Annotated in this window: 14 protein-coding genes; 9 read left to right on the top strand and 5 right to left on the bottom strand. The window is 69.4% G+C overall.

Going from position 1 to position 16,888, the window contains the following annotated elements; translation table 11 throughout:
- Nucleotides 1-186 precede the first annotated feature (186 nt).
- The 3 genes from AB0M62_RS04655 to AB0M62_RS04645 all read left to right on the top strand — a co-directional run bounded on the left by AB0M62_RS04655 (nt 187) and on the right by AB0M62_RS04645 (nt 5,322).
- On the top strand, nt 187-1,347 hold the full coding sequence (locus AB0M62_RS04655) for a sensor histidine kinase (protein WP_366072693.1): 1,161 nt from the start codon (nt 187-189) through the stop codon (nt 1,345-1,347).
- Nucleotides 1,344-2,030: a response regulator transcription factor gene (locus AB0M62_RS04650; RefSeq protein ID WP_366072635.1), complete on the top strand. Its 687-nt coding sequence runs from the start codon at nt 1,344-1,346 to the stop codon at nt 2,028-2,030. Before AB0M62_RS04655 ends, AB0M62_RS04650 begins: the two co-directional genes overlap by 4 nt.
- A 151-nt stretch (nt 2,031-2,181) precedes the next feature.
- A complete protein-coding gene (locus AB0M62_RS04645) occupies nt 2,182-5,322 on the top strand; it encodes an efflux RND transporter permease subunit (RefSeq protein ID WP_366072634.1) in 3,141 nt (1,046 codons plus the stop codon).
- Between the two features lie 99 nt (nt 5,323-5,421).
- Here AB0M62_RS04645 and nadA read toward each other — a convergent pair whose 3' ends face one another.
- Complete coding sequence (gene nadA / locus AB0M62_RS04640; RefSeq protein ID WP_366072633.1) at nt 5,422-6,603, bottom strand: quinolinate synthase NadA; 1,182 nt, start codon at nt 6,601-6,603, stop codon at nt 5,422-5,424.
- Nucleotides 6,604-6,837: 234 nt separating this feature from the next.
- On the opposite strand from nadA, the gene AB0M62_RS04635 reads away from it, so the two are divergent.
- Entirely contained in the window at nt 6,838-7,194 is a 357-nt protein-coding gene (locus tag AB0M62_RS04635) for an iron-sulfur cluster assembly accessory protein (RefSeq protein WP_366072632.1), read from the top strand.
- Nucleotides 7,195-7,261: 67 nt separating this feature from the next.
- Here the strand turns inward: AB0M62_RS04635 and AB0M62_RS04630 are convergent, their stop codons facing one another.
- Nucleotides 7,262-8,734 (bottom strand): hypothetical protein, encoded by a 1,473-nt coding sequence (locus tag AB0M62_RS04630; RefSeq protein WP_366072631.1) that lies wholly within the window; start codon nt 8,732-8,734, stop codon nt 7,262-7,264.
- A 69-nt stretch (nt 8,735-8,803) separates the two neighbouring features.
- On the bottom strand, nt 8,804-9,004 hold the full coding sequence (locus tag AB0M62_RS04625) for a hypothetical protein (protein WP_366072630.1): 201 nt from the start codon (nt 9,002-9,004) through the stop codon (nt 8,804-8,806).
- 176 nt (nt 9,005-9,180) lie between these two features.
- On the opposite strand from AB0M62_RS04625, the gene AB0M62_RS04620 reads away from it, so the two are divergent.
- Nucleotides 9,181-10,155, top strand: a complete 975-nt coding sequence (locus AB0M62_RS04620) for a carbohydrate kinase family protein (protein ID WP_366072629.1) — start codon at nt 9,181-9,183, stop codon at nt 10,153-10,155.
- Between the two features lie 60 nt (nt 10,156-10,215).
- Here the strand turns inward: AB0M62_RS04620 and AB0M62_RS04615 are convergent, their stop codons facing one another.
- Nucleotides 10,216-11,601, bottom strand: coding sequence for an aminotransferase class V-fold PLP-dependent enzyme (locus AB0M62_RS04615; protein WP_366072628.1), 1,386 nt, complete (start codon nt 11,599-11,601; stop codon nt 10,216-10,218).
- 305 nt (nt 11,602-11,906) lie between these two features.
- On the opposite strand from AB0M62_RS04615, the gene coxB reads away from it, so the two are divergent.
- The 4 genes from coxB (at nt 11,907) to AB0M62_RS04595 (ending at nt 16,390) form a co-directional block, all read left to right on the top strand.
- Nucleotides 11,907-12,866 carry a cytochrome c oxidase subunit II gene (gene coxB / locus AB0M62_RS04610; protein ID WP_366072627.1) on the top strand — a complete coding sequence of 320 codons (960 nt, stop codon included), beginning with the start codon at nt 11,907-11,909 and terminating at the stop codon, nt 12,864-12,866.
- Complete coding sequence (gene ctaD, locus AB0M62_RS04605; RefSeq protein ID WP_366072626.1) at nt 12,863-14,599, top strand: cytochrome c oxidase subunit I; 1,737 nt, start codon at nt 12,863-12,865, stop codon at nt 14,597-14,599. The genes coxB and ctaD overlap by 4 nt, the downstream gene beginning before the upstream one ends.
- Nucleotides 14,596-14,994, top strand: a complete 399-nt coding sequence (locus tag AB0M62_RS04600; protein ID WP_366072625.1) for a cytochrome c oxidase subunit 4 — start codon at nt 14,596-14,598, stop codon at nt 14,992-14,994. Before ctaD ends, AB0M62_RS04600 begins: the two co-directional genes overlap by 4 nt.
- Nucleotides 14,995-15,136: 142 nt before the next feature.
- A complete protein-coding gene (locus tag AB0M62_RS04595; RefSeq protein WP_366072624.1) occupies nt 15,137-16,390 on the top strand; it encodes an Ig-like domain-containing protein in 1,254 nt (417 codons plus the stop codon).
- Nucleotides 16,391-16,421: 31 nt separating this feature from the next.
- On the opposite strand, the gene AB0M62_RS04590 is transcribed toward AB0M62_RS04595, so the two are convergent.
- Nucleotides 16,422-16,823 carry a hypothetical protein gene (locus tag AB0M62_RS04590; protein WP_366072623.1) on the bottom strand — a complete coding sequence of 134 codons (402 nt, stop codon included), beginning with the start codon at nt 16,821-16,823 and terminating at the stop codon, nt 16,422-16,424.
- Nucleotides 16,824-16,888: the final 65 nt, after the last annotated feature.

Raw genomic sequence — 16,888 nt, 5'->3', positions numbered from 1 at the left:
CGGGAGCGGGGCAGCGCGCTTCGCTCCGCCGCCGGGCCGGAGCTCCGTCCCGGCGCCGGCGTCGGTGGCCGGCCGTGGTCCGGTTCTGGGTCGGCGTGGCACGCCGTACCGTTGCTTCACGTGACGACCCCCTTCGGAGCGGGCCTGGCCCGTACGCGGCACCGGCTGCGCGAGTATCCGCTCGCGATGGACGCCGCCCTCGCGCTCGCCGTGCTCGTCGCGATGATCGTCGGCTCGTTCGCCGACCCGCACGGACCGCACGGCCCGACCTTCGGCACCCGCACCCCCGACGTCCTCAGCCTCGCGCTGATGGTCCTGGGCGCCGTCGCGCTGATCTTCCGCCGCAGCCGTCCCATGGCGGTGCTCGCGGCCACGGGGGTCGTCTCCCTGATCGAACTCGTCACCGGTGAGCCGCGCGCCCCGGTTCCGATGTGCGCCGTCATCGCCCTGTACACCGTGGCCTCCCGCACGGACCGCCCCACCACCTGGCGGGTCGGCCTGCTGACCATGACCGGGCTGACGGGGGCGGCGATGCTCGCCGGCCCGCTGCCCTGGTACGCCCAGGAGAACATCGGCATCTTCGCGTGGACCGGCATGGCCGCCGCAGCCGGTGACGCCGTCCGCAGCCGGCGCGCTTTCGTCGACGCCATCCGCGAACGGGCCGAGCGAGCCGAGCGCACCCGTGAGGAGGAGGCCCGCCGCCGGGTCGCCGAGGAGCGGCTGCGTATCGCCCGCGACCTGCACGACGTCGTCGCCCACCACATCGCCCTGGTGAACGTCCAGGCCGGGGTGGCCGCCCATGTCATGGACAAACGCCCGGACCAGGCCAAGGAGGCACTCGCGCACGTACGCGAGGCCAGCCGCTCGGCCCTGAACGAACTCCGCGCCACCGTCGGCCTGCTGCGCCAGTCGGGCGACCCGGAGGCGCCGACGGAACCGGCCCCCGGACTCGCCGTCCTCGACGAGCTGGTGGACACCTTCCGGAACGCGGGCCTGCCGGTGGAGGTGGCCCGCAGCGACGACGGCCGGCTCCCCGCGGCCGTCGACCTGGCCGCGTACCGGGTCATCCAGGAGGCGCTGACCAATGTGCGCAAGCACGCGGGCGCCGGAGCCAAGGCGGAGGTCAGCGTCGTACGCGTCGGCTCATGCGTCGAGGTCACCGTCCTGGACAACGGCACAGGGGGGGACGCCGGGCGCCCCGAGGACGGCGGCGGTCACGGGCTGATGGGCATGCGCGAACGGGCCACCGCCCTCGGTGGCAGCTGCTCGGCCGGTCCCCGCTACGGCGGCGGGTTCCGCGTACAGGCGATACTGCCGGTCGAGGCTCGCGCGGGGGAGGAACGATGACGATCAGGGTGCTGCTCGCCGACGACCAGGCGCTGCTGCGCAGCGCGTTCAAGGTGCTGGTGGACTCCGAACCCGACATGGAGGTCGTCGGCGAGGCGTCCGACGGCGCCGAGGCGGTACTGCTCGCGCGCTCCGAGCGGGCGGACGTCGTCCTGATGGACATCCGGATGCCGGGTACGGACGGCCTCGCGGCCACCCGGCTGATCAGCGCCGACCCGGCCCTCGCCGACGTACGGGTCGTCATGCTGACGACCTTCGAGGTCGACGAGTACGTCGTGCAGTCCCTGCGGGCGGGCGCCTCGGGTTTTCTCGGCAAGGGTGCGGAACCGGAGGAGTTGCTCGGCGCCATCCGTATCGCCGCGGCGGGCGAGGCCCTGCTCTCCCCGGCGGCGACCAAGGGGCTCATCGCCAAGTTCCTCGCGCAGGGCGGCGGTTCGGAGGGCGACGGAGACCCGGGCGCCCACTCCGAACGGCTGGCCGCGCTGACCGTCCGGGAGCGTGAAGTCCTCGGCCTGGTCGCGGGCGGGTACTCCAATGACGAGATCGCGCAGCAGCTCGAAGTCAGCCCGCTCACCGTCAAGACTCATGTGAACCGGGCGATGGCGAAGCTGAGCGCCCGGGACCGGGCACAGCTGGTCGTCATCGCCTACGAATCGGGGCTGGTACGTCCAAGGGTGGATTGAGCGCCCGTCGCCGTACTCCAGCTGCGGTATGCGCGGCATAAGGAAAGGGACCTGGGAGCGAGGAATCCCCCTCTTCCGTGGCCGAAGGTATAGAAGGGCGCCCTCCTGCGCCCCTCCTGCCTCGTAAGCCACAGAAGAGAGACCCTCACCCATGGACTGGCTGTCCAGATTCAGTCTCAAGCAGCGAGCGCTGACCGGGCTGATCTCGATCGTCGCGCTCGTTTTCGGCGCCATAGCGATCCCGCAGCTCAAGCAGCAGCTGCTGCCCTCCATCGAACTCCCGATGGTGTCGGTGCTGGCCCCGTACCAGGGCGCGTCCCCCGATGTGGTCGAGAAGCAGGTAGTCGAACCGCTCGAGAGCACCATCAAGGCGGTCGACGGAATCACCGGTGTCACCTCCACGGCCAGTGAGGGCAACGCCGTCATCATGGCGACCTTCGACTACGGGGACAGCGGCACCAAGCAGCTCGTCGCCGACGTCCAGCAGGCCGTCAACCGCGCCCGCGTCCAGCTGCCCGCCGAGGTCGACCCCCAGGTCGTCGCCGGCTCGACGGACGACATCCCGACCGTCGTCCTCGCCGTCACCTCGGACAAGGACCAGCAGGCGCTCGCCGACCAGCTCGAGCGCACGGTCGTACCCGCCCTCGACGACATCGACGGCGTCGGCCAGGTCAGCATCGACGGTGTCCGCGACCTCCAGATCTCCGTCACGCCCGACGACGCGAAGCTGGCCGCGGCCGGCCTCGACGTCGGGGCGCTCGGCCAGGCGCTTCAGGCGGGCGGTGCGACCGTGCCGGCCGGCTCCTTCGACGAGCAGGGCAAGAGCCGTACGGTCCAGGTCGGCGGCGGCTACACCTCCCTGAAGCAGATCGAGGACCTGCGGGTCACCGCCGCACCCAAGGGCGACGGCAAGCCGCCGAAGCCGGTCCGGCTCGGCAATGTCGCCACGGTGAAGCAGGAGCCGTCCACCGCCGTCTCCCTCACCCGTACGAACGGCAGGCCCAGCCTCGCTGTCGTCGTCACCATGGACAACGACGGCAGCGCGGTCGCCATCTCGGACGCGGTGAAGGACAAGCTGCCCGAGCTGCGCGCGGACCTCGGCGCCGGCGCCGAGCTGACGGTGGTCAGCGACCAGGGACCGGCCGTCTCCAAGTCCATCTCGAGCCTGACCACCGAGGGCATGCTCGGCCTGGTCTTCGCGGTCGTCGTGATCCTGGTCTTCCTGGCCTCTCTCCGCTCGACCCTGGTCACCGCGGTCTCCATCCCGCTCTCGGTCGTGCTCGCGCTGATCGTGCTGTGGACCCGCGACCTGTCGCTCAACATGCTCACGCTGGGCGCGCTCACCATCGCGATCGGCCGGGTGGTCGACGACTCCATCGTGGTTCTGGAGAACATCAAGCGGCACCTGGGCTACGGCGAGGAGCGCCACGAGGCCATCCTCACCGCGGTCAGGGAGGTCGCCGGCGCCGTCACGTCGTCCACACTCACGACGGTGGCGGTCTTCCTGCCCATCGGCCTGGTCGGCGGCATGGTGGGTGAGCTGTTCGGCTCGTTCTCCCTCACCGTCACCGCGGCCCTGCTCGCTTCCCTCCTCGTCTCCCTGACCGTGGTCCCGGTCCTGTCGTTCTGGTTCCTGCGCGCCCCCAAGGGCGCCGCGGAGAATCCGGACGAGGCCCGCCGCAAGGCGGAGGAGAAGGAGGCCCGCAGCAGGCTCCAGCGTCTGTACGTCCCGGTCCTGCGCTTCGCCACGCGCCGCCGCCTCACCAGCGTGGCGCTGGCGGTCGTGATCCTGGTCGGAACGTTCGGCATGGCACCGCTGCTCAAGACCAATTTCTTCGACCAGGGCGAGCAGGACGTCCTGTCGGTCAAGCAGGAGCTGGCGCCCGGTACGAGCCTGGCTGCCTCCGACGCGGCGAGCAGGAAGGTCGAGAAGGTGCTCGGCTCCGTCGAGGGGGTCAAGGACTACCAGGTCACCGTCGGCTCGTCCGGTTTCATGGCGGCCTTCGGTGGCGGTACGGGCGCCAACCAGGCCTCGTACCAGGTCACCTTGGAGGACTCGGCCGACTTCGAGAAGACGCAGGACCGCATCGACGAGGAGCTCGGCAAGCTCGACGGCATCGGTGACACCACCATCGCCGCCGGCGACGGCTTCGGCAGCCAGGACCTCAGCGTCGTGGTCAAGGCCGGCGACGCGGCGGTCCTGAAGAAGGCGGCCGACCAGGTACGGGCGGAGGTCGCGGGGCTCGATGACGTCACCGACGTCCAGAGCGACCTGTCCCAGAGCATCCCGCGGATCTCCGTCAGGGCCACTGCCAAGGCCGCGGAGGCCGGGTTCACCGAGGCCGCCCTCGGTCAGGCCGTCGCCCAGGCGGTGCGCGGCACCACGACGGGCAAGGCGATCCTCGACGACACCGAGCGGGACATCGTCATCACCTCGGCCAAGCCCGCGAAGACCCTCGCGGAGCTTCGGGCGCTGCCGCTCGGCCCGGTGAAGCTCGGCGACATCGCCGAGGTGAAGCTGGTGCCGGGTCCGGTGTCGATGACCCGGATCGACGGCGCCCGCGCCGCGACGGTCACGGCGAAGCCCACGGGTGACAACACCGGCGCGGTGAGCGCCGCGCTGCAGTCCAAGCTCAACGCGCTGGACCTGCCCGAAGGCGCCACTGCCACCATCGGCGGCGTGTCGGAGGACCAGGAAGAGGCCTTCGCCTCGCTGGGCCTGGCCATGCTGGCAGCCATCGCGATCGTCTTCATGCTGCTGGTGGCGACGTTCCGGTCCCTCATCCAGCCGCTGATCCTGCTGGTCTCGATCCCGTTCGCGGCGACGGGAGCCATTGGCCTCCTCGTTGTCACGGGCACCCCGCTGGGCGTCCCGGCGATGATCGGCATGCTGATGCTCATCGGCATCGTGGTCACCAACGCGATCGTGCTGATCGACCTGATCAACCAGTACCGCGCCCAGGGCCTGGGCGTGGTGGACGCGGTGATCGAGGGCGGCCGTCACCGACTGCGCCCGATCCTGATGACCGCTCTGGCGACGATCTTCGCTCTGCTCCCGATGGCGCTGGGCGTCACCGGCGAGGGCGGCTTCATCTCACAGCCGCTGGCGGTGGTGGTGATCGGCGGTCTGATCACGTCGACCCTGCTCACGCTCCTGCTGGTCCCGACGCTGTACGCGGTGGTGGAGCTCCGCAAGGAGCGCCGCCGCGCCAGGCGGGAAGCGAAGCGCGCGGCGAAGGCGGAGGCCTCCTCCGCACCGTCGGCCGACAAGCCGGACCTGGCAAAGGTCTGACGCCGCTCGGGCCGACGCGGGACCTCCGCGTCGGCCCGCACGCGAAAGGGGCGCCCCTCCCGGAGGGGGCGCCCCTTTCGCGTAAACGAAGGCGAAGCGTTACGGCAGTGCCAGCATCCGCTCCAGGGCCAGCTTGGCGAAGCTCTCGGTCTCCGTGTCGACCTGGATCTGGTTGACCAGGTTGCCCTCGGCCAGCGACTCCAGCGTCCACACCAGGTGCGGCAGGTCGATCCGGTTCATCGTCGAGCAGAAGCAGACCGTCTTGTCGAGGAAGACGACCTCCTTGTCGGGGTGAGTGGCAGCGACCCGGCGCACCAGGTTCAGCTCGGTGCCGATGGCCCACTTCGAGCCGGCCGGAGCCGCCTCCAGCGTCTTGATGATGTACTCCGTGGAGCCGACGAAGTCCGCCGCCGCCACGACCTCGTGCTTGCACTCGGGGTGTACCAGGACGTTGACGCCCGGGATCCGCTCCCGTACGTCGTTGACCGAGTCCAGCGAGAAGCGGCCGTGCACGGAGCAGTGCCCGCGCCACAGGATCATCTTCGCGTCACGCAGCTGCTCGACGGTCAGGCCGCCGTTCGGCTTGTGCGGGTTGTAGAGGACGCAGTCCTCCAGCGTCATGCCCATCTCCCGCACGGCGGTGTTGCGCCCCAGGTGCTGGTCCGGCAGGAACAGCACCTTCTCCCCCTGCTCGAAGGCCCAGTCCAGCGCCCGCCTGGCGTTCGACGAGGTGCAGATCGTGCCGCCGTGCTTGCCGGTGAAGGCCTTGATGTCGGCGGAGGAGTTCATGTACGAGACGGGCACCACCTCCTCGGCGATCCCGGCCTCGGTCAGCACGTCCCAGCACTCCGCCACCTGCTCGGCAGTGGCCATGTCGGCCATCGAGCAGCCTGCGGCGAGGTCCGGCAGAACGACCTTCTGGCTGTCGGACGTCAGGATGTCCGCGGACTCCGCCATGAAGTGCACACCGCAGAAGACGATGTACTCTGCCTCCGGCTTCGCGGCGGCGTCCTTGGCCAGCTTGAAGGAGTCACCGGTCACATCGGCGAACTGGATGACCTCGTCACGCTGGTAGTGGTGGCCCAGGACGAAGACCTTGTCCCCGAGCTTCTCCTTGGCGGCACGGGCGCGCTCCACCAGGTCCGGGTCGGACGGCGAGGGCAGGTCGCCGGGACACTCCACACCGCGCTCGCTCCTGGGGTCGGCCTCGCGGCCGAGCAGCAGAAGGGCGAGCGGCGTCGGCTGGACGTCGAGCTCCGGGCGGGTTTGGGCGGTGGTCACGACACGCACCCCTTCTTCATCTGCAGCGGGACCTTCTCGTCTCTTTGACGCTATCAATCATAACCGCTTCACGTCAGTTTGACGATGTCCATAGTGTCGATGTGACGCATTCCCGCCCGCCTCACAGGTGTGCGAGCATGAAGAACCGAGACCAAGCTCAGGCCCGGAATGAATCCGCGGCCCCGTCGGTTGCAGTCGACGGCAAGCAGTCCGAACAACCCGGGAGTGAAGCAGATGTCCGTTCAGGACGAGAAGACCACTGTGAGCGACGGCATCCTCCTGTCCGACGCCGCCGCGGCCAAGGTCAAGGCCCTGCTGGACCAGGAAGGCCGCGAGGACCTTGCGCTGCGCGTCGCCGTTCAGCCCGGTGGCTGCTCCGGCCTGCGCTACCAGCTCTTCTTCGACGAGCGCTCGCTCGACGGAGATGTCGTGAAGGACTTCGACGGCGTCAAGGTCGTCACCGACCGGATGAGCGCCCCTTACCTCGGCGGTGCCTCCATCGACTTCGTCGACACCATCGAGAAGCAGGGTTTCACCATCGACAACCCGAACGCCACGGGCTCCTGCGCCTGCGGCGACTCGTTCAGCTAAGAGCACGCAGCACAGGCAGGGCGGCGCCCCCGGAGACCGGGAGCGCCGCCTCCGTCGTAAGGCGGGGTTACTTGCGCGTCGGCGGCACCGGCTCGCCGGTCGCCCCGTTCACGACCTTCCGGTCACCCAGCGGCTCGTCCAGGGTCACTGTCTCGGTCAGCTCCTTGGCCAGCATGATGCAGACCCGGTCCTTGCCCTTCTCCGCTTCCATGATCTTCACGGTCACCGCCGAATCGCTCTCGGTGGCCTGCGCGGAGTAGTCGCTGCACACGCCGCCCCAGAAGGTGAGGGTCAGGGTCCGGCCGTCGGCGCTGTACGACTCGATGGGCGAGCTTCGTGTCACCGGCGGAGGCGTCGAGTCCTTCGGCGGCGTGGTGGCGGCAGGGTCCGGCTCGGGGGCCGTGAGGTACTCGGGGTCCACGGCCGGATGCGTGATGGTGAAGTCCGCCGCGCCCGCCTTGCCCCGGACCTGGAACAGCCACGACGGGACGAGGGCCTGCTGCCCGTCCACCAAGTGCGCCGCGAGCCCGAAGACCGCCTTCTCGACCGTCACCGTCTCCGGCTTCCCGGCACCGCCCGAGGGCTCGCACGGTGCGGCGATGTCACCCTGCCGCGCCGGCTCCTCCACCGGTACCGGCGTCGCGCAGCCGCCGATCCCGATCGGCCCGCCGCCCTCGCCGGCCTTGTTCAGCCGGGCGAGCGCCTCGTCCGCGTCGACCACCGGGTAGGTGTCGCTCTTCACGGGGGTCTTCAGCTGACCGCTGCCGCCGGCCACCTTGCCGTCCGGGCCGATCTGTACCCCGGTGTTCCAGCCGTACGTCGGCAGCCCGCCCACGACCGGACTGGCGTTCACCACGCGCACCGCGCCCATCAGCTGCCGGGCGTCCAGCTTGGCGTCGTCCTGGCCCAGCGCCTTCAGCACAGGAGCGGCAGCCGCCTTCGCGGCCTTCTCGCTCACCGCCTGACCCGCATCGCCCGGAGGGGCCGTCGTCCCGCCGCAGGTGTCCTTGCCGGGCACGCAGTTGTCGCTGCCGCCCACCGCGTACTGCACGAACGTCCAGGTCCCGGGGGCCTGCCGGTTCACCTGGAGCACGGGCCCGGCCGAGTCCCTGACCACCCCGGCCTTCCAGACGTCGCCCTCCAGCCGTGGCTTGTCCGCGACGCCGAGCGCTTTCGCGAGCCTGGCCACCTCCGCCCGAGAGACCTCGCCCCGCGTGCGGTAGACCGACGCCGAGTCGGGGCCGTCCGGCAGTTTGCCCTCGGCGCGGTAGACGACGCCGTTCGGGTCGGGTTCACCGGGGGCGATGCCGCCCTGCCCCGAGCCGTCCGTATGACCGCCGAGAGCGAGCGGCGGCGGGTTGCCTTCCGCGCCGGGCGAGCCTTTCCCGCCGCCCTCGCCGCTGTTGCCGGCCGCGGTCGTGGCGAAGTACGCGCCACCGCCGCCGGCCAGCAGCACCGCGGCCGCGACCGAGGCGACGACAAGCGGGGAACGCCCTCGGCGGGTGCCGTCGGCGGATGTGTCGGACCGCTCGCTGCTCACCGTGTTACTCCTTCGACAGGGGACACGGCTGAGACGGAAAGGGGGAGCGAGCGGTTCCCTTCCGGCGGGTCAGTCCCCGTACTCGGACATGGCGTCGATCAGCCGGGCGGACGCGGCCGGCACGGTGATCCCGTGGATCTGCGACGGTCGCACCGGTACGGGCGCGGGCTCGGCCGGAACCGCCCAGTGCGGTGCCATACGGGCGCAGTCGCCGCGCAGCTGGGCCAGGCTGAACTCAGGGGCGGGATCCGTCACGATGTGCTTCGGCATGCGGGCTGCTCCCGTGTCTCGGAGATCCGCTCGAGGACCCCGTATGGAAGCACCGTATGCACGGCGGTCGTCACGAAAAAAGACCTACTATCGGGTAGTTTTGCCAGGTCGGCGTGGGCTCCGGAACCCGGTAGCGTGAACTGTCAACGCCACCTCTCCACAGGAGCGTCCTCGCCGTGCGAATCGCAGTCACCGGCTCCATCGCCACCGACCACCTCATGACCTTCCCCGGCCGCTTCGCCGACCAGCTGGTCGCGGATCAGCTGCACACGGTCTCCCTCTCCTTCCTCGTCGACAACCTCGACGTCCGCAGGGGCGGCGTCGGCGCCAACATCTGCTTCGGCATGGGGCAGCTCGGCACCCGGCCGATCCTGGTCGGCGCCGCGGGATCCGACTTCGACGAGTACCGCGCCTGGCTGGACCGCCACGGTGTCGACACCGCCTCGGTCCGTATCTCCGAGGTACTGCACACCGCACGCTTCGTGTGCACGACGGACGCCGACCACAACCAGATCGGCTCCTTCTACACCGGTGCGATGAGCGAGGCCCGGCTGATCGAGCTCAAGTCGGTCGCGGACCGCGTCGGCGGCCTCGACCTGGTGCTCATCGGCGCGGACGACCCGGAGGCGATGCTCCGCCACACGGAGGAGTGCCGCAGCCGCGAGATCCCCTTCGCCGCGGACTTCTCGCAGCAGATCGCCCGGATGAACGGTGAGGAGATCCGCACCCTGCTGGACGGGGCGACGTACCTCTTCTCCAACGAGTACGAGAAGGGGCTCATCGAGTCCAAGACCGGCTGGACCGACGAGGAGATCCTGGCCCGCGTCGGCCAGCGGGTCACCACGCTCGGCTCGCGCGGCGTGCGCATCGAGAGCGTCGGCGAGGAGCCCATCGTCGTCGGCTGCCCCGAGGAGGAGGCGAAGGTCGACCCCACCGGCGTCGGCGACGCGTTCCGCGCGGGCTTCCTGTCGGGCCTCTCCTGGGGCGTGAGCCTGGAGCGCGCCGCCCAGGTCGGCTGCATGCTGGCGACCCTGGTGATCGAGACGCTCGGTACCCAGGAGTACACCCTGCGCCGCGCCCACTTCATGGACCGCTTCACCAAGGCGTACGGCCACGACGCCGCCGAGGAGGTCCGGGCCCACCTGTCCTGAGGACCCTCCGGCCTCAGGCCATCCGGGCGGCGGGCCCTCCGGCCTGAGCAGGTGCAGGAGTTACGAGCGGCGGCGGACCACATAGGCAGCACCGCGGTCCGCCGACTGCTCGCCCACGTACTCCTGCCCCGTCATCTCGCACCACGCCGGGATGTCGAGCCGCGCCGCCTCGTCGTCCGACAGGACCGTCACCGTGCCGCCGACCGGCACGTCGCGGATGGCCTTTGCCAGCTCGATCACCGGGATCGGGCAGCGGCGGCCGAGTGCGTCCACGACCGGCGAACTGTCGGTTTCGGTGGTCTCGAGGGCTCCCGCCGCCGGCGCGCCCAGCCGGTCACGGACCCCGGCCACCGCCCCCGGCAGCACCTCCAGGAAGCGGTCGACCTCCTCGCCGGACGTCCCGAGCGGCAGCGAGACCCGGACATTGCCCTCCGAGAGCACCCCCATGGCCCGGAGTACATGGCTGGGCGTCAGTGTGCTGCTCGTGCACGACGAGCCGGAGGACACGGAGAAGCCCGCCCGGTCAAGTTCGTGCAGCAGAGTCTCTCCGTCGACATAGAGACAGGAGAAGGTGACCAGGTGCGGCAACCGCCGCGTCGGATCGCCCACCACCTCGACGTCCGGCACCAGTGCCGGCACCCGCTCCCTGATCCGGTCCACCAGCTCGCGCAGCCGGCCGGCCTCCGCCGCAGCCTCGGCGCGTACGGCCCGCAGTGAGGCCGCGGCCGCCACGGCCGCAGGGATGTTCTCGAAGCCGGCCGCCCGCCCGGACTCCCGCTCGTCCGCCGGGCCTTGCGGTGCGAACCGCACTCCCTTGCGTACGGCCAGCAGCCCCACGCCCGCCGGGCCGCCCCATTTGTGGGCACTGGCGGCGAGCAGCGACCAGTCACCCTCCACCGGACCCCAGGGCAGCGATTGCGCCGCGTCCACCAGCAACGGCACCCCCGCGGCCCGGCAAGCCGAGGCCACGGCCGCGACCGGCTGCTCGGTTCCCACTTCGTGGTTGGCGGACTGCAGGCAGGCGAGCGCGGTGTCCTTGCGCAGCGCCGCCGCGTACGCGCCGGGCGACACCGACCCCGCCCGGTCCACCGGTACTTCGGTCAGCGTTCCGCCCGCCGCCTCGTGCGTGGCGGCCGCATGGAGTACGGAGGAGTGCTCCACGGCCGATACGACCAGATGGCCGCCCACGCGACGGCGTCCGGCCAGGGCGCCCGCGACCGCCGTATGTACGGCGCGGGTACCCGAGGAGGTGAACACCAGCTCGTCGGGCCGGCACCCCACAGCTTCCGCGGCGGCCTCGCGTGCCGCGTCCAGGAGCAGCCGGGCCCGCCGCCCTTCGCGATAGAGGCGGGCGGGGTCGGCCCACCCCTCGTCGAGCGAGGCCTGCAGGGCCTGCCGGGCGACGGGATGCAGCGGAGCGGAGGACGCGGTATCGAAATAGGGCACGTCGCCACGCTAACCCCGCGCGCCCGTTGCCTGCGCGGACGGTCGCGGACTGCCAGGGGAGGGGGCGTCAGATGTCCCCCGGCCGACGGCGGTCGGCGGCGCCGATGTCGTCCCCCGGAAGGAGGAGCCACCCCTTCGGGGTCAGTAGCGGCGCGTTGGGCACCCTCCCCGCGCGACCCCAAATAGCGTCCAGTAGGGTTTGGTCCGCATAAACATCCAAACCCCTGCCCGTGGTCAGGGCCGGCGACCGACCAAGCGAGACGGCCGCGCCGGCCGCGCGGGCGAGACTCTCGGGAAGGCGCTACGTGAGTCCCTACGGCTCCGACCGCTCGCCGCGGCGCCCGATGCGGCGGAAGCTGCTGCAGGCGCTGACTGCGGGCCTGGTCCTGGCGACCGCCACCGGTTGCACATACAAGGACTTCCCCCGCCTCGGAATGCCCACTCCGGTCACGGAGGAGGCGCCGATCATCCTCTCCCTGTGGCAGGGTTCGTGGGCGGCAGCGCTCGCCACCGGCGCGCTGGTGTGGGGCCTGATCCTGTGGAGTGTCTTCTTCCACCGGCGCAGCCGCACCAAGGTGGAGGTCCCTCCGCAGACCCGGTACAACATGCCCATCGAGGCGCTGTACACCGTGGTCCCGCTCATCATCGTGTCGGTGCTCTTCTACTTCACCGCGCGTGACGAGTCCAAGCTCCTGAACCTGGACAAGCCGCAGCACACCATCAACGTGGTCGGCTACCAGTGGAGCTGGGGCTTCAACTACGTCGAGGACGTGGACGGCCAGGCCGCCACGCCCGGGAAGCTCCCCGCGGAGCTGGCCTCCCTCCCGGACAAGTACACCAAGGACTTCCCGGCCGGCGCCGAAGGTGTCTACACCAAGGGCGTTCCGTCCGACCGGAACCCGCAGACGGGCAACCCGGGTCCGACGCTGTGGCTGCCCAAGGGGGAGAAGGTCCGTTTCATCCTCTCGTCCAACGACGTCATTCACTCCTTCTGGGTGGTTCCCTTCCTGTTCAAGCAGGACGTCATCCCGGGTCACACCAATGTCTTCGAGGTGACTCCGAACCAGGAGGGCACCTTCAAGGGCAAGTGCGCCGAGCTGTGCGGCGTCGACCACGCGCGGATGCTCTTCAACGTCAAGGTCGTCTCTCCGGAGCGCTACCAGCAGCACCTGAAGGAACTGGCCGAGAAGGGGCAGACCGGCTTCCTCCCGGCCGGCATCGAGCAGACCGACCCGGCCAGGAATGCGGAGACGAACAAACTGTGAGCATCCTCAACGAACCTCAGGGTGCCGCGGCAGCAGACGACTCGTACGAGGACGAGCTGCCGGTACGGCGCAAGCAGCCGGGAAACATCATCGTCAAGTGGCTGACCACCACAGACCACAAGACGATCGGCACGCTCTATCTGGTCACGTCGTTCTTCTTCTTCTGCGTCGGCGGTGTCCTGGCTCTGGTCATGCGCGCCGAGCTGGCCCGCCCGGGTACGCAGATCATGTCGAACGAGCAGTTCAACCAGGCGTTCACGATGCACGGCACGATCATGCTGCTGATGTTCGCGACGCCGCTGTTCGCCGGATTCGCGAACTGGATCATGCCGCTGCAGATCGGCGCGCCCGACGTGGCGTTCCCGCGGCTGAACATGTTCGCGTACTGGCTGTACCTCTTCGGCTCGCTCATCGCGGTGGCCGGCTTCATCACCCCGCAGGGTGCGGCCGACTTCGGCTGGTTCGCCTACACCCCGCTGTCGGACTCCGTCCGTTCTCCGGGTATCGGCGCCGACATGTGGATCATGGGTCTGGCCTTCTCCGGCTTCGGCACGATCCTCGGCTCGGTCAACTTCATCACCACGATCATCTGCATGCGCGCCCCCGGCATGACGATGTTCCGGATGCCGATCTTCACCTGGAACGTGCTGCTGACCGGTGTGCTGGTCCTGCTCGCCTTCCCGGTGCTCGCCGCAGCGCTGTTCGCGCTGGAGGCCGACCGGAAGTTCGGTGCACACATCTTCGACGCCAGTAATGGCGGCGCGTTGCTGTGGCAGCACCTGTTCTGGTTCTTCGGGCATCCAGAGGTGTACATCATCGCGCTGCCGTTCTTCGGCATCGTCTCCGAAGTGATTCCGGTCTTCTCCCGGAAGCCGATGTTCGGTTACATCGGTCTGATCGGCGCGACGATCGCGATCGCCGGTCTGTCGGTGACGGTGTGGGCGCACCACATGTACGTGACCGGTGGTGTGCTGCTGCCGTTCTTCGCCTTCATGACCTTCCTGATCGCGGTACCGACCGGTGTGAAGTTCTTCAACTGGATCGGCACCATGTGGAAGGGGTCGTTGTCCTTCGAGACACCGATGCTGTGGACGATCGGCTTCCTCGTCACCTTCGCCTTCGGTGGTCTGACCGGCGTCATCCTGGCCTCGCCCCCGATGGACTTCCATGTGTCGGACTCGTACTTCGTGGTGGCGCACTTCCACTACGTGGTCTTCGGCACCGTCGTGTTCGCGATGTTCGCGGGCTTCCACTTCTGGTGGCCCAAGTTCACCGGCAAGATGCTCGACGAGCGTCTGGGCAAGATCACCTTCTGGACGCTGTTCATCGGCTTCCACGGCACGTTCCTGGTGCAGCACTGGCTGGGCGCCGAGGGCATGCCGCGCCGGTACGCGGACTACCTGGCAGCCGACGGATTCACCGCGCTGAACACCATTTCCACGATCAGCTCGTTCCTCCTGGGCCTGTCGATCCTGCCCTTCATGTACAACGTCTGGAAAACGGCGAAGTACGGCAAAAAGATCGAGGTCGACGACCCGTGGGGCTACGGCCGTTCGCTCGAGTGGGCGACCTCCTGCCCGCCGCCGCGGCACAACTTCCTCACGCTGCCGCGGATCAGGTCCGAATCCCCGGCGTTCGACCTGCACCACCCGGAGATCGCGGCTCTCGACGAGCTCGAGCACGCCGGTCACGGTGCCAGCGCTATCGCTCGTGACAAGGAGGAGGGCAAGTGAAGGTCCAGGGCAAGATGTTCCTCTGGCTCGCCGTCTTCATCCTCGCCATGGCCGTCGTCTATGGCGTGTGGTCGAAGGAGCCGGCCGGCACCACCGCGCTCTTCCTGGCCTTCGGCCTGAGCGCCATGATCGGCTACTACCTGGCCTTCACGGCCCGGCGAGTGGACGCCATGGCTCAGGACAACAAGGAGGCCGACGTCGCGGACGAGGCCGGTGAACTGGGATTCTTCTCCCCGCACAGCTGGCAGCCGCTCTCGCTGGCCATCGGTGGCGCGTTCGCCTTCCTGGGCGTCGTCTTCGGCTGGTGGCTGCTGTACTTCGCGATGCCGATCGTCCTGATCGGCCTCTTCGGCTGGGTCTTCGAGTACTACCGGGGCGAGAGCCAGAACCAGTAACCCCACAGCACGGAGATTCACCCACGTTGGGCCCGGACACCTCGTCAAACAGGTGGCCGGGCCCCTCGTTTGCAGTCACGCGGGCTCCTCGTTTGCAGTCATCCGGCGCGCCGTTGCACATATATCTTCCTAATGTGTGCTTATGAGCCACTCACCACGAATCCGGATGGTCCTGAGCTGCAGCATGGTGGTCCTGTCCCTCGGGGCCGGCGCCGCCGCCTGTGAAGGCTCAGGGGGACATCCGCTCTCCGCCACGCCCTACGACGCGGCCGGTCAGGTCGCCTTCAACCGAACCGCGGGAAGCCGCCCGGTCGACCCGGACATACCCCTTGAGGTGACGGCCAAGGGCAAGGACGGCCGGATAACCGACGTGACCGCGATAGACAGCGCCGGCCGCCATGTGGCCGGCGAACTCTCCGCCGACGGCAGCCGCTGGCACAGCACCACCCCGCTGGCCGCCGGAGCGCACTACACGGTCACGGTGAGTACCGAGGACGAGGACGGCTCGCCGGGGATACGGAGGCTGTCGTTCGACACGACTCCCGCCAAGAAGGTCCTGGCGGTCGAGTTCGGCCCCAAGGCGGGCAAGTACGGTGTCGGCCAGCCCGTCACGGCGAAGTTGAGCGAGCCGGTCAAGGACAAGGCGGCCAGGGCGGTCGTGGAGCGGGCCCTGAGCGTCCGCTCGACCCCCTCGGCCGAGGGCGCCTGGCACTGGGTGGACGACAAGGAGCTGCACTTCCGCCCGAAGGAGTACTGGCCCGCGAACGCCACGATAGACGTGCGCAGCAATCTCGAGGGCATCAAGGTCGGCGACAGGCTCCACGGCGCCGCGGCCAAGCCGCTGAAGCTCACCACGGGCGACCGGCTCGAGGCCATCACGGACGCCGCCTCGCACCAGATGACGGTGAAACGCAACGGGGAAGTGATCAAAACCATCCCGGTGACCACCGGTAAACCCGGCTTCTCCACCCGTAACGGCGTCAAGGTCGTGCTGGGCAGGGAGTACTTCGTGCGCATGCGGGGTACCAGCGTGGGCATACCGGAGGGCAGCTCGGAGTCGTACGACCTGCCGGTCTACTACGCGACCCGCGTCACCTGGAGCGGTGAGTACGTACACGCCGCGCCCTGGTCCATCGGCTCCCAGGGGTACGCCAACGTCAGCCACGGCTGCACCGGTATGAGCACCGGTAACGCCGCGTGGTTCTTCCAGAACGTGCGCGAAGGCGACATCGTCAAGGTCGTCAACAGCAGCGGTGACCAGATGGCCCCGTTCGGCAACGGCTTCGGCGACTGGAACCTGCCCTGGGGAAAGTGGCGCGAAGGCAGTTCCCTGCTGGCCGGCACGCCGGAGGGGCGGACTCCCGTTGACGCCGCCCGCCTCCGCGCCGAACTCTGAACCTGCCGGCCGAGCCGGCAGCCCGGGACCCTCAGGCCTCCACGGACAGCCGTCGGCGCAGCAGCGCGGCCAGAGAGTCCGCGAACTCCACCGGGTCCACCGGAAGGGTCACCGCCGCGTCAGCGCGGCTCCAGGTGGCCAGCCAGGCGTCCTGCGGGCGGCCGATGAGCAGCAGAACGGGCGGGCAATGGAAGATCTCGTCCTTGATCTGCCTGCACACGCCCATACCGCCCGCGGGAACCGCCTCGCCGTCCAGCACGCAGACGTCGACGCCGCCCCGCTCCAGCGCCGCCAGGACGGCGGGCATGGTGGCGCACTCGAGGAATTCCACCGGCGGCACATCGGCGGCCGGCCTGCGTCCCGCTGCCAGCCGCACCTGTTCGCGGGTACTGGCGTCGTCGCTGTAGACCAGCACCGTGGCAGTCGCCTGCATTGTTCCTCCACGCTTCTCAATGACACAGCTTCGGGTCAGGAACCGATGCGCGGATGCTACTCCGT

Origin of the sequence: Streptomyces sp. NPDC051219 (assembly GCF_040682335.1) — a bacterium.
GTDB lineage: Bacteria > Actinomycetota > Actinomycetes > Streptomycetales > Streptomycetaceae > Streptomyces.
This window is presented reverse-complemented; position numbering and strand designations above follow the sequence as displayed.

What these genes read in the sequence shown, in the direction of transcription:
- AB0M62_RS04635 (WP_366072632.1), top strand. Translation starts at nt 6,838, where the DNA reads ATGTCCGTTCAGGACGAGAAGACCACTGTGAGCGACGGCATCCTCCTG.
- AB0M62_RS04625 (WP_366072630.1), bottom strand. Translation starts at nt 9,004, where the DNA reads ATGCCGAAGCACATCGTGACGGATCCCGCCCCTGAGTTCAGCCTGGCC.
- AB0M62_RS04645 (WP_366072634.1), top strand. Translation starts at nt 2,182, where the DNA reads ATGGACTGGCTGTCCAGATTCAGTCTCAAGCAGCGAGCGCTGACCGGG.
- AB0M62_RS04655 (WP_366072693.1), top strand. Translation starts at nt 187, where the DNA reads ATGGACGCCGCCCTCGCGCTCGCCGTGCTCGTCGCGATGATCGTCGGC.
- AB0M62_RS04595 (WP_366072624.1), top strand. Translation starts at nt 15,137, where the DNA reads ATGAGCCACTCACCACGAATCCGGATGGTCCTGAGCTGCAGCATGGTG.
- AB0M62_RS04590 (WP_366072623.1), bottom strand. Translation starts at nt 16,823, where the DNA reads ATGCAGGCGACTGCCACGGTGCTGGTCTACAGCGACGACGCCAGTACC.
- AB0M62_RS04650 (WP_366072635.1), top strand. Translation starts at nt 1,344, where the DNA reads ATGACGATCAGGGTGCTGCTCGCCGACGACCAGGCGCTGCTGCGCAGC.